Consider the following 12,541-nt stretch of genomic DNA (forward strand, 5'->3'; position numbering starts at 1 on the left):
ACACGGTGCCGGTGTGGGAGAGCGACCTGTGCGTGCAGTGCGGCAAGTGCGTCATCGTCTGCCCCCATGCGGTGATCCGGGCCAAGGCGGTGGCGCCGGAGGCCCTGGCCGGTGCCCCCGAGGGATTCCGCCAGGCCCCGGCCCGTGACCCCGACTTCAAGGGCCGCAGCTTCACGATCCAGGTGGCCGTCGAGGACTGCACCGGCTGCGCCCTGTGCGTGGAGGTCTGCCCGGCCCGGGACCGCACCGAGCCGAAGCGCAAGGCGATCAACATGGCCCCCCAGCGCCCCCTGCGGGAGCAGGCCCGGGGCCACTGGGACTACTTCCTGGGGCTGCCCGAGATGGCCCGCGGCGACCTCAACCTGCACAAGATCGGCCAGCAGCAGCTGCAGCAACCCCTGTTCGAGTTCTCCGGTGCCTGTGGCGGCTGCGGCGAAACGCCCTACCTCAAGCTGGCCAGCCAGCTGTTCGGCGACCGCATGCTGGTGGCCAACGCCACGGGCTGCTCCTCCATCTACGGCGGCAACTTGCCCACCACCCCCTGGAGCACCAACGCCGAGGGGCGCGGCCCGGCCTGGAGCAATTCCCTGTTTGAGGACAACGCCGAGTTCGGCCTGGGCATGCGCGTCGCCATCGACCAGCAGCGCCAGATGGCCCTCGAGCTGCTGGAGCGGCTGGGGCCGGCGCCGGAGCGGGCCGACCCCCTGCTTCCCGGGGCCCTGGTGGCGGCGATCCGCGACGCCGACCAGCACGACGAGGCCGGCATCGTCGCCCAGCGGCAGCGGGTGGAGGAGCTCAAGCGCCTGCTGCGGGCCGTGGTGCGGGAGGCATCCGGGGCGGTCATGACCCCCAGGGACGCCGAGGCGGCCCGCCTGCTGGATCTGGCCGATGCCCTGGTGAAGAAGAGCGTCTGGCTGGTGGGGGGCGACGGCTGGGCCTACGACATCGGCTTCGGTGGCCTTGACCACGTGCTGGCCAGCGGCCGGGACGTCAATGCCCTGGTGCTCGACACCGAGGTGTACTCCAACACCGGCGGCCAGATGTCGAAGGCCACCCCCCGGGCGGCGGTGGCCAAGTACGCCGCCGGCGGCAAGGCCGCCCCCAAGAAGGATCTCGGGCTGATGATGATGAGCTACGGCAGCGTCTATGTGGCCAGCGTGGCCATGGGGGCCCGCGACGAACACACGGTGCGGGCGTTCCTGGAGGCGGAAAGCTACCCGGGGCCCTCGCTGATCCTGGCCTACTCCCACTGCATCGCCCACGGCATCGACATGGCCCGGGGCATGGAGCAGCAGAAGGCGGCGGTGGACTCCGGCCGCTGGCTCCTCTACCGCTACGACCCGCGCCGCACCGAACGGGGCGAGCACCCGCTGCAGATCGACAGCCGGGGCCAGAAGCGGCCGCTGGCCGAGGCGATGGCCACGGAGAACCGCTTCCGCATGCTCTCCTTCAGCCAGCCGGAGCGGGCCCGGGCCCTGGCGCGCCAGGCGGAGCTGGAGGTGGCCCGGCGCTGGGCCATGTATCAGGCCCTCGCCGGCACCCCGGCCCCATCGCCGAGCGAGGCACCGGCATGACCCGTCCCGATCTGTCCGTCACCTACCTGGGCCTGGAGCTGCGCAGCCCGCTGGTGGTGGGGGCCGCGGCGCCCCTCAGCGAGGACATCGACCAGCTGCTGCGGCTGGAGGAGGCCGGGGCCGCGGCCGTGGTGCTGCATTCCCTGTTCGAGGAGCAGATCGAGCGCGACCAGCTGGAGCTGCACCGGGTGAGCCTCCAGGGCGCCGACAGCTACGGCGAGGCGCTCAGCTACTTCCCCGAGCCCTCGATCTTCCACGTGGGCCACGACCTCTACCTGCGCCACCTGGAGCAGGCCCGCGCCCGCCTGTCGGTGCCGGTGATCGCCAGCCTCAACGGCGCCCACCCCGGCCAGTGGGTGCAGGTGGCGCGGCGGATGGAATCGGCCGGCGCCAGCGCCTTGGAGCTGAACATCTATTCCGTCCCCACCGACCCCGACCTCTCCAGCGCGGCGATCGAGAACCAGGTGCTGGAGATCGTTGCCGAGGTTCGCGCCGAGGTGTCGCTGCCCCTGGCGGTGAAGCTCAGTCCCTTCTTCACCAACTTCGGTGCCATGGCCAAGCGGCTGGCCGCCGTCGGGGCCGATGGCCTGGTGCTGTTCAACCGCTTCTACCAGCCGGATATCGACATCGAGGAACTGGAGGTGCGGCCCAACCTGCTGCTGTCCACCCCCCACGACCTGCGGCTGCCCCTGCGCTGGATCGCCCTGCTGCATGGCCGCCACCCGCTGGATCTGGCGGCCACCGGTGGCGTGCACCGCGGCACCGATGTGGTGCGGCTGCTGATGGCCGGCGCCGCCATCACCCAGGTGGTGGCGGCCCTGCTGCGCCACGGCCCCGGCCGGCTGGCGGGCCTGGAGGAGGAGCTGAGCCAGTGGTTGCTGGAGCACGAGCACGCCACGGCCCGGGAGCTGATTGGCTGCATGAGCCAGCAGCGCTGCCCCGATCCGAGCGAGTACGAGCGCTCCCAGTACATGCGCGCCGTCCAGACCTTCCTGCCCGCCGAGGCCGCGTCGGCGCCGGGGCCTTGGTGAGTGCTCCGCTGGCGGCGACGGCGGAGGTGGCCGCCGTGCGGGAGCTGGCGGCCGAGCTGGCCGCGGTCACCACCCGCCCCTGGACCCTGATGGAGGTGTGCGGCGGCCAGACCCACGCCATCGTGCGTTGGGGGCTTGACCAGCTTCTCCCCCCCGGGCTGCGCCTGATCCATGGGCCGGGCTGCCCCGTCTGCGTCACGCCCGCCGCCACGATCGATGCCGCCCGCACCCTGGCCCGCCGGCCCGAGGTGATCCTCTGCTCCTACGGCGACATGCTGCGGGTGCCGGGCCGCGCCGCCGATGGCGGGGCGGGGGATCTGCTTGGGGTGCGGGCCGAAGGGGGCGACGTGCGCCTGCTCACCTCCCCGTTGGAGGCCCTGGCCCTGGCCCGGCGCCATCCGGATCGCCAGGTGGTGTTCCTGGCGGTGGGCTTCGAGACCACGGCCCCGGCCACGGCCCTGCTGGTGCGCCAGGCGACGGCCGCCGGGGCATCCAACCTCTCCCTGCTGGCGGCCCACGTGCGGGTGCCTCCCGCCATGGCGGCGATCCTCACGGCCGAGGGCAACCAGGTGCAGGGGTTCCTGGCGGCGGGGCACGTCTGCGCCGTGATGGGCACCGCGGAACTGGAGGACCTGGCGGAATGGCACCGGGTGCCGGTGGTGGTGAGCGGCTTCGAGCCCCTGGATCTGATGCGGGGGCTGGTGGCCTGCGTGCGGCAGCTGGAGCGGGGCGAGGCCCGGGTGGCGAATGCCTACGGCCGGGTGGTGCGCCAGCAGGGCAATCCGGCCGCCCGGGGCCTGCTGGAATCGGTGTTCGAGCCGGTGGACCGGCCCTGGCGCGGCTTCGGCGTGATCCCGGGAGGCGGCCTGGGTCTGCGGGCACCCTTCCGCAACCTGGAGGCCCGGGCCCGTTTCCCCGACCTGCCAGGCGAACCTGCGGCCGCTCCCGAGCCGGCGGGGGTCTGCATCAGCGGTCCCATCCTGCAGGGGCGGGCCCGGCCCATGGACTGCCCGGCCTTCGGGACCGCCTGCACCCCGGAGCATCCGCTGGGCGCCCCGATGGTGTCCTCGGAAGGGGCCTGCGCCGCCTACCACCGTTACGGCCGCCGTGGCTGAGCCGGATCCAGTCGCCACACCCCGCATCCAGCTGGCCCACGGCGGCGGCGGCACCCTGATGCAGCAGCTGATCGACGCCGAGCTGCGCCGGCTCTACGCCGACCCCGACCAGGTGCTGCACGATGCCGCCCGCCTGTCCCTGCCCCACGGCCGGCTCGCCTTCACCACGGACAGCTACGTGGTGCAGCCCCTGGAGTTCGAGGGGGGCGACATCGGCAGCCTGGCGGTGACGGGCACCGCCAACGACCTGGCCATGGCGGGCGCGAGGCCTCTGGTGCTGAGCCTGGGCCTGATCCTGGAGGAGGGGCTGGAGCTGGCCCTGCTGCGCCGGATCGTCTCGTCGCTGGTGGAAGCGGCGCGGCGCTGTGGTGTGACCATCGTCACCGGCGACACCAAGGTGGTGGAGCGGGGCAAGGGGGACGGGGCCTTCCTCAACACCAGCGGCATCGGCCTGCTGCAGGTGGACGAGCCGATCGATCCGCTGGCGATCGCCCCCGGCGACCAGCTGCTGGTGAGCGGCGACCTGGGCCGCCACGGGGTGGCGATCCTGGCCGCCCGCCATGGCCTTGATCTGCAGCCCCCCCTGGCGACGGACTGCATGCCCCTGTGGCCCGCGGTGGAGGCGCTGCTGGCCGCGGGGGTGCGGCTCCACTGCCTGCGGGACCTCACCCGGGGCGGGCTGGCCAGTGCCCTGCAGGAACTGGCGGCCCCCAACGCCCTGGAACTGCTGATCGAGGAGGAGCGCATCCCGGTGGCCGACCCCGTGCGGCGTACCTGTGATCTCCTGGGCTTCGATCCGCTGCACCTGGCCAACGAGGGCCGCTTCCTGGCGGTGGTGCCTGAGGCCGATCGCGAGCGGGCCCTGGCGGTGCTGGCGCCGGCGGGGGGGACCTGGATCGGCCGGGTGGCGGAAGGATCAGGAGTCGGCCCCCCCCGGGGCCGGGTGCTGCTGCGCACCCCCTTCGGCAGCGAGCGGGTGCTGATTCCCCTCAGCGGCGAACTGCTGCCACGGATCTGCTGAACCCTGGTGGCACCAGTCCTGCGTGCCGCCAGCGTTTGTCGATGGCATCCACCAGGATCACCAGTAGCGGAGCCAGGGCCATCGGCCCCAGCCAGGCCATCGGGAATGGCCGCATCCCGAACACCGCTGCCACCGGAGCCAGCAGCACCAGGGCGCTGGCCAGCAGCGGCTCGCTGACCAGTCCCAGCCAGAGCATCGGATTGGGGATGCCGAGCATCGCCCAGGCGGGACGGCGTTCACTGCGGCAGGCCAGCAGGGTGCCCATCTGGCCGGCCACGATCAGGCAGAAGGTGACGGTGGTGGCCTGCTGCTGGATCGCCACCACGCCGGCGCCAGCGGTGTGATGCAGCAGCTGGGGGGCCAGGACGCGCAGCAGGCTCCAGCCCACGCCATTGGCACGCCAGGTCAGCAGGTACCCCGCCATGGCCACCAGGCCCTCCACCAGCCCCAGCACCAGATAGGCCCGCACCATCACGGCCCGGTTGAGCAACGGCAGGCCCTTGGGGCGCGGGGGCTGGCGCATCACCCCCGGCTCGGGGGGGTCGGCCCCCAGGCCCAGGGCCGGCAGCAGGTCGGTGCCCAGGTCGACGGCCAGGATCTGCAGCACCGTGAGGGCGGCGGGAATCCCGGCGATCACCATCGCCAGGAAGGGCAGCACCTCCGGCACGTTCGAGGCCAGCACGTAGGTGATGAAGCGGCCGATGTTGGTCACCACCGAGCGGCCGAAGCGGACCGCCTGCACGATCGTGGCGAAGTTGTCGTCGAGCAGCACGATGTCGGCGGCCTCACGGGCCACGTCCGTGCCGCTGATCCCCATCGCCAGCCCGACATCGGCGGCACGCAGGGCCGGGGCATCGTTGACGCCATCGCCGGTGACGGCCACCACCTCGCCCAGGGCGCGGTAAGCCAGCACCAGGCGCAGCTTCTGCTCCGGCGCCATGCGGGCGAACACCAGGCGGCGGCGGTACTTGAGCAACTGGCGCAGCTGCACATCGCTGATCTGGGCCAGGGTGGTGCCCTCGATCACCCGCACCGGGTCGGCGCTGGCCTGCTGCTGCGCCGTCGACCGGTCCGGGGAGCTGGGGGGGTCGAGCAGACCGATCTGCTGGGCGATCGCCTGGGCCGTGAGGCCGTAGTCGCCGGTGACCATCGTCACCTTGATGCCGGCGTCGCGGCACTGCCGGATCGCGTCCGGCACCTCCGGCCGCGGTGGGTCGTAGAGACCCAGCAGGCCGAGGAACATCTGCCCGCTTTCCAGGTCATCGCTCGGCACCGTGGTCGACTGGTCGTCGACGCGGCGCAGTGCCACGGCGATGACGCGGAAGCCTCGGGCGGCCAGCCCATCGTTGGCGGTCACCACCTGCTGGCGCAGCTCGGCGGGCAAGGGGGCGTCACCAGCGGAGGACAGCCAGCTGGTGCAGTGCGCCAGAACCTCCAGGGGGGCCCCCTTGGTGATCAGCAGGGTGCCCCCCGTGGCGATCGGCAGATCGTCGGCCTGGTCGCTCCACTCAACCAGCACGGTCATGCGGCGGCGGAGGGAATCGAAGGGGATCTCCCGAAGCCGTGGGTGCCGGCCTGGCAACGTCTCCGGCTCCAGCCCGGCTTCAGCGGCGGCCACCAGCATCGCCGTTTCGGTGGGATCCCCCACCCCCAGCCACGGTTCGGTGGCTCCACCAGTCCCGGCCACCGCCTCCAGACGGGCGTTGGAGCACAGGGAGGCGGCACGCAGCAACAGCCGCTCCAGGACCTCGGCGGGCAACGGCAGCCAGGTGCTCTCCACCGCCATGCGGTTTCCGGTGAGCGTGCCCGTCTTGTCGGAGCAGATCACACTCACCGAGCCCAGGGCCTCCACCGCCGAGAGGCGGCGGACCAGGGCCTTGCGGCTCGCCATGCGCTGCACCGCCATGGCCAGGGCCAGGGTCACGGTGGGCAGCAGGCCTTCGGGGACGTTGGCCACGATGATGCCGGTGGCGAACACCACGCTTTCCAAAGGGGCCATCCCCACCAGCAGGACGCTGAGGGCGAAGGCGACCACGCCCATGGTGACGGCGATGGTGCAGATCGTCTGCACGATGCGGCTGACCTGCACTTCCAGGGTGCTGGCGCTGCGGGCGGTGCCGGCCGCCAGCCGGGCCACCTGGCCGAATTCCGTCTCGGCGCCGGTGGCGTAGACGAACGCCTCCCCCCGTCCGGAGGCCACCGTGCTGCCGGCCATCACCAGGTTGGCCCGCTCACTGGTGCTGACCTTCGCCTGCTGTTGGGCACCTTCCAGGGCGTCACTCCGGCGCGCCACCGGCAGGGACTCGCCGGTGAGCACGGACAGATCGAGATAAAGCGCGTGGGCGGTGCTCACCCGACAGTCGGCCGGGACCCGATCCCCCTCCTCGAGCCGAACCCGATCGCCCGCCACCAGGTCCTCCGCCGGCAGAAAGCCCAGCTGCCCGTCGCGCCAGACCTGCACCTGGCTGGGCAGGGCGCGGGTGAGCGCCGCCAGGGTGCGCTCCGCCTGGAATTCCTGCCAGAAGGAAAAGACGCCATTGATCAGGACCACCGCCCAGATGGCCCAGCCCAGCTGGGGAGTGCCGGCGGCGAAGGCCAGGCCTCCGGCGATCCACAGCAGCAGGGCCATGAAGTGGACCATCTGGTCGAGGAAGCGCAGGGCCAGGGGGCGGCGCTTGGCGGCCGGGAGCCGGTTGGGGCCGAACTGCGCCAGGCGTCGTTCGGCTACTTCGCTTCTCAGACCCTGCGCTGAGGTCTGCAGGGCCTGATGGACCTCCTCCAGGGGCAGCGACCAGATCGGCTGGGACGCGGCGAGACGCACGGATCGGCAGCGGGGGCCACAGTCAGCATGACCAGCCTGCGGAGCCGCGAAGCACTGTCGCTAGCGTCGAGGGCACGTTGTTGATGGCGCAGCCCATGCCCGCGCTGGCGCTGCGCCGCCCCCTGGCCGTGCTGGCCCTGCTGCTGGCCACTGTCCCGGCGGCGGCCACGGTCCCGGCGGCGGCCGCCGAGGTCGGCACCCTCTGGCGGCTGCGGGACGGCTCCGGCACCGTGTTCATCGCCGGCTCCCTGCACCAGCTGCGCCGCGACCGGGCCGCCCTGCCCCCGGCCTATGGCCAGGCCTATGGGGAGGCGGAGGGGCTGGTGATGGAGCTCGACATGGACGCCATCAGCCCGGCGTCCCTGGCCGGCGAGCTGCTGGGGCGCGCCATCGATCCCCAGGGCCGCTCCCTGCGCGACGGCCTGCCGCCGGCGTCCTGGCGGGCCCTGCAGCCGCGGCTGCAGGGCCTCGGGCTGCCGGAGGCGGCGATCGACCGTTTCGAGCCCTGGGCGGTGGCCCTGCTGCTGGCTTCCGCCGAGTTCCTGCAGCGGGGCTATTCCCCGGACAGCGGCGTGGAGGGCCAGCTCCAGGCCAGGGCCGCAGCCGACCGCAAGCCCATCGACGGCCTGGAGACCCCCGCCCAGCAGCTCGAGCTGTTCGATGGGCTGCCGCGGGCGGACCAGGTGCAGCTGCTGGAGGTCACCCTCAAGGAACTGGACAGCGTCGGGCCGAGGCTTGAGGCCCTGGAGGGCGCCTGGCGGGCCGGCGACCTGGCCGGGCTCGAGGCCCTGCTGCTCAGCGACTACCGCCAGCGGCCCGATCTCTTCCAGCGCCTGGTTGTCCGGCGCAACCGGGCCTGGGTGGATCCGGTGCGGGGGTTCCTGCGTCGGCCTGACGACACGCTGGTGGTGGTGGGGCTGATGCACCTGCTGGGGGAGCAGGGGCTGATCGCCCTGCTGCGCCAGCAGGGGCTGAAGCCGGAGCGCTTCGTGGCCGGGGCCTGGCGGCCCGATCCCTAGGCCGCTTCCCCCCGGCGGCCCGCGCCCAGGCTCAGCTCCCATCCCTTGACGATCCGGTAGAGGGTGGGCACCAGGAACAGGGTGAGCACCGTGGCCACCAGGAGTCCGAAGAACACAACCGTGCCGATGCTGGTGCGGCTGGCGGCACCGGCGCCGCTGGCGAACAACAGGGGCATGAAGCCCGCCAGCGACGAGATGGCGGTGAGCAGGATCGGTCGCAGACGGGCGACGGCGGCGCCGTGCACGGCCTCATCGAGGGGCATCCCCTCCGCCAGGCGCTGGTTGGCGAATTCGACGATCAGGATCGCGTTCTTGGCCGCCAGGCTCACCAGCACCAACAGGCCCATCTGGCCGTACACATCCAGGGGCAGGCCCCGCAGCGCCAGACCCAGCACCCCTCCGAGCACCCCCATCGGCACCGTCGCCAGAATGATCAAGGGATCGGCGAAGTTCTCGTAGAGACCGGCCAACACCAGGAACATCACCAGCACCGCCAGGGCGAAGACCTGCACATTGCCGCCACCGGCCCTGGCCTCCTCCCGCGCCAGGCCCGCCCATTCCAGGTCGGTGGCGGTGCTGCCTCGGTCGCGCTGCAACTGTTCCAGCAGGGCGATGGCCTGGCCGCTGCTCACCCCCGGGCCGGGTTGGGCCCGAATGCTGATCGAGCGCACCAGGCGGGTGTGGTTGATGGTGGTGGGGCCGGTCCCCGCCTCCACCCGCACGATCTGGGCCAGGGGGATCAGCTGGTCGTCCCGATTACGCACCTGCATCGAGAGCACATCGTCGGCGTTCCGCCTGGCGTTGCCGTCGAGCTGAACGATCACCTTGCGCACCTGGTCCCCCTCGAAGCTGTCGTTGACGTAGTCGCTGCCGAAGCTGGCCCCGAGCACGCTCACCAGTTCATCGAGATCCACCTGGAGCGAGGCCATACGCAGCCGGTCGGGGATGAGGCGCAGGAGGGGGGCGTCGGCGCTGAAGCGGGTGCCCACCTGCTCGAAGGCGCCGGTGTCCCGGGCCGCCGCAATGAAGGCTTCGGCCTCCTGCTGGAACTCCCCCAGGTTCAGGCGGCCACCACTGGTATCGAGCAGATCGAACTCCAGCCCGCTCTCACTGCTGAAGCCGCGCACCGTGGGGGATTCACTCACGATCACCGTGGCATCGGTGACCGTCTGGCGCAGGCGTTTGTTGAGCCGTTCGGCCACGGCGGCCGCACTCTGGTCGGCGCCGCCCCGGACCTCGATCGGCTTCAGCCGCAGGAAGAAGATGCCCTTGTTGGGGGAGCTGTCCCCGAAGGAACGACCGGCGTAGAAGTTGGCGAACCGCATCAGGGGTTCTTCGGCCACCACCGCCCGCACCTGCTCCATCACCCTCTGGGTGCGCGGCAGGGCGATGCCGTCCTGGAGCAGCACCACACCCCTGAGCTGGCCGCTGTCCTCCTGGGGGATGAAGGCCGTCGGCCGTTGCTGCAACGCCAGCCCCGTGAGCAGCAGACCCAGCAGCAATCCGGCCACCACCCGCCGCCGCCAGCCGAGAACTCTGGACAGCAGCCGGTCGTAGGGGCCTTCCAGCCGCTCCAGGACCCGACGGGGGGGATCAATCCAGCGCAGCAGCCAGGCGGGCTCACGGCGATCGGCGTGAAGCAGTCGACTGGCGGCCACCGGGGTGAAGGTCAGGGCGTTGAAGGTTGAGAAGACGATGGTGCCGCCGATCGTCAGGGCGATCGGGGCATACAGGCGGCCCAGGCTGCCCTGCAGGGTGAGCACCGGCAGGAAGACCACGATCAGCACCAGGGATGTGGCGATCACCGCGCCGCCCAGCTCCGCCATGGCTTCGCGGGCGGCCTCCAGCGGGGGGCGGCCGTTCTCGAGGCGGCGCCCGATGTCCTCGCTGACCACAATGGCGTCGTCCACCACCAGGCCGCTGGCCAGCACCATGCCGAACAGGGTGAGGGTGTTGATCGAGTCCCCGCTCAGGCGCAGCACGGCCAGCGAACCGATCAGGGCCACCGGCACCGCCGAGGCGCTGATCAGGGCGAGTCGGCTGTTGCCGAGCCCCAGCAGCAGGACAAGGAACACCAGCAGCACGGCCTCCCGCAGGCTCGCGGTGGTGCGATCGATGCTGCTGCGGATCGAGGCCGCCTCATCGACGATCACCTGCAGGTCCACCCCAGGCGGGAAGCTGGAGCCCAGGTCCTTGAGAGCGTCGTTCACGCCCTGGCTCACCTCCAGGGCGTTGCTGCCGTCCCGCTGGAAGATTCCCACCGCCACGGCGGTCTTGCCCTTCAGGTCGGTGGCGATCGATTCGTAGTTCTCGCTGCCCAGGCTCACCCTTCCCACGTCCTTCAGCAGGGTGACGCCACCGTTGGCACTGCGGTCGACCACCAGGCTCTCGAATTCCTGGACGGTGCGCAGGCGCCCCTCCATGCGCAGGGGCAGGGTGACCAACTGGTCGTCGGGGGCAGGGGAAACGCCAGCCTGGCCAAGGGCGGCCAGCACGTTCTGCTCCTCAAGGGCGTCCCGCACCTCACTGATGGTGAGATCGCGTTCTTCCAGGCGCAGGGGATCCAGCCACAGCCGGAAGGCCAGCGAGCTGCCACCGAACAGCCGCACCTCTCCCACCCCTGGCACCCGTTGCAACCGGTCGCGGATCACCTGATCCACCCAGCCACTCAGAAAGACATCGTCGTAGCGGTCGCGGCTGGCGCTGAAGCTCAGCACCATCAGCAGGTCATCGGAGGTGCGCCGCACCTGCACACCGAAGCGGGACACCTGGGCGGGCAGCTGGCGGCTCACCACCGCCGCCTCGTTCTGGGTGTTGATCTGGTTGATCTCGGGGTTGCCCCCCTCGAAGCCAAGGGAGATGCTGCTGCCGTTGGCCGAGCTGGTGGAGCGAATCGAATCCAGCCGTTCCAGGCCGTTGAACTGCTTCTCCAGCAGGCTGGTGACCCCCTGCTCCACCACTTCGGGGCTGGCGCCTGGGTAGCTGGCGCTGACCGAGACCCGCCCGGGGGCGATCGGGGGCAGGTTCTCGACCTTCAGCCCAGGGAGGCTGATCAGGCCGCCCAGCAGCACCAGCAGGCTGAGCACCAGCGTCAGCACCGGCCGGCGCAGGAAGGGGTCGGAGATCGACTTCACGGAATCGCCTGGGTGGGCACCGACCCTTTGCGCCCGACGATCCTGGCAGGTGCGGCAGGCGGCCTGCGATCAGCGCAGGTCGCGTTTGAGCACGGCGTAGAGGTAGTCGGGGGACTTGTAGCGGCTGGGAAGGCAGATGTGGAGCTGCTCCAGCCGGCTCCAGCAGACCGTCTTCTGAATCGCCTCCATGGTGCGACCCTCCTTGAGCAGCAGCCGCATCGCCTTGCAGTAAAGGGAATATTTCGCCTCAAGCTCTCCGATCGTGGGGGGCTGACCCTGGACCTGGGGCATGGCGGAAGGGGGCACCCGGGTTTTTCAGGGGCGCCCGTCCACTCTACGAGCTGGCCAGTATCCCCTCGACGCCCCGGGCCTTCGCCGGAGGGGCGAAGCCGAGGGTCGCGGCCTGCCCATCGCTGAGTCGCCCGGCCGCGTGCAGCACCCCCGTGATGCGCGGAATGTCGAGAACGGCATGGCAGCGATAGCCCCCCTTGGCGAGCCGCTGGCGGGCGCTGGTGTCGGCCTGGCCGCCGTGGTCGATGAACACCACCACGTCCTCCACCTCCAGGCCGGAGCTTTCCAGCTTGGCGATGCCCTCCAGCACGCTGGTGCCGGTAATCAGGATGTCGTCCACCACCACCACCCGGTCACCCTCCTCGAAGTCCCCTTCGATCAGGCGGCGGGCCCCGTGGGCCTTCACCTCCTTGCGGGGGTAGAGCAGGGGCTTGTGCAGCTGCAGCGACAGGCCGGTGGCGGTGGGCAGGGAGCCGTAGGGAATGCCGGCGATGCGGTCGTAGACCAGCTCGCCGAGCTGGCAGGCGTAGGCATG

General features: G+C 71.4%; 9 protein-coding genes. 5 read left to right on the forward strand and 4 right to left on the reverse strand.

Going from position 1 to position 12,541, the window contains the following annotated elements; translation table 11 throughout:
- From KBZ04_RS07695 to hypE, 4 genes are all read left to right on the forward strand, one after another.
- A partial coding sequence (locus KBZ04_RS07695) for a 4Fe-4S dicluster domain-containing protein (RefSeq protein ID WP_254991368.1) occupies positions 1-1,574 on the forward strand: 1,574 nt, incomplete at its 5' end.
- Entirely contained in the window at positions 1,571-2,605 is a 1,035-nt protein-coding gene (locus tag KBZ04_RS07700; protein ID WP_254991369.1) for a dihydroorotate dehydrogenase-like protein, read from the forward strand. The genes KBZ04_RS07695 and KBZ04_RS07700, both read left to right, overlap by 4 nt.
- Positions 2,602-3,720 carry a hydrogenase formation protein HypD gene (hypD, locus tag KBZ04_RS07705; RefSeq protein WP_409995946.1) on the forward strand — a complete coding sequence of 373 codons (1,119 nt, stop codon included), beginning with the start codon at positions 2,602-2,604 and terminating at the stop codon, positions 3,718-3,720. Before KBZ04_RS07700 ends, hypD begins: the two co-directional genes overlap by 4 nt.
- A complete protein-coding gene (gene hypE / locus KBZ04_RS07710; protein WP_254991370.1) occupies positions 3,713-4,741 on the forward strand; it encodes a hydrogenase expression/formation protein HypE in 1,029 nt (342 codons plus the stop codon). Before hypD ends, hypE begins: the two co-directional genes overlap by 8 nt.
- Here the strand turns inward: hypE and KBZ04_RS07715 are convergent.
- Complete coding sequence (locus KBZ04_RS07715) at positions 4,710-7,562, reverse strand: cation-translocating P-type ATPase (RefSeq protein ID WP_254991371.1); 2,853 nt, start codon at positions 7,560-7,562, stop codon at positions 4,710-4,712. The two genes, hypE and KBZ04_RS07715, sit on opposite strands and share 32 nt — an antisense overlap.
- Positions 7,563-7,657: 95 nt before the next feature.
- On the opposite strand from KBZ04_RS07715, the gene KBZ04_RS07720 reads away from it, so the two are divergent.
- Complete coding sequence (locus KBZ04_RS07720; protein ID WP_254991372.1) at positions 7,658-8,581, forward strand: TraB/GumN family protein; 924 nt, start codon at positions 7,658-7,660, stop codon at positions 8,579-8,581.
- On the opposite strand, the gene KBZ04_RS07725 is transcribed toward KBZ04_RS07720, so the two are convergent.
- The 3 genes from KBZ04_RS07725 to KBZ04_RS07735 all read right to left on the reverse strand — a co-directional run.
- Positions 8,578-11,715 carry an efflux RND transporter permease subunit gene (locus KBZ04_RS07725; protein WP_254991373.1) on the reverse strand — a complete coding sequence of 1,046 codons (3,138 nt, stop codon included), beginning with the start codon at positions 11,713-11,715 and terminating at the stop codon, positions 8,578-8,580. The two genes, KBZ04_RS07720 and KBZ04_RS07725, sit on opposite strands and share 4 nt — an antisense overlap.
- A gap of 69 nt (positions 11,716-11,784) precedes the next feature.
- On the reverse strand, positions 11,785-12,006 hold the full coding sequence (locus KBZ04_RS07730; protein WP_094584893.1) for a DUF3136 domain-containing protein: 222 nt from the start codon (positions 12,004-12,006) through the stop codon (positions 11,785-11,787).
- Between the two features lie 43 nt (positions 12,007-12,049).
- Positions 12,050-12,541: phosphoribosyltransferase family protein (locus tag KBZ04_RS07735; protein WP_261350985.1), on the reverse strand; the 492-nt coding region annotated here is incomplete at its 5' end.

It is taken from the genome of Cyanobium sp. N5-Cardenillas, assembly GCF_024345515.1.
In the GTDB taxonomy this organism is placed as follows: domain Bacteria; phylum Cyanobacteriota; class Cyanobacteriia; order PCC-6307; family Cyanobiaceae; genus Cyanobium.

Bases quoted from the DNA above. Each gene is read 5' to 3' on its own strand.
- KBZ04_RS07700 (WP_254991369.1), top strand. From the start codon at position 1,571: ATGACCCGTCCCGATCTGTCCGTCACCTACCTGGGCCTGGAGCTGCGC.
- KBZ04_RS07720 (WP_254991372.1), top strand. From the start codon at position 7,658: ATGCCCGCGCTGGCGCTGCGCCGCCCCCTGGCCGTGCTGGCCCTGCTG.
- KBZ04_RS07730 (WP_094584893.1), bottom strand. From the start codon at position 12,006: ATGCCCCAGGTCCAGGGTCAGCCCCCCACGATCGGAGAGCTTGAGGCG.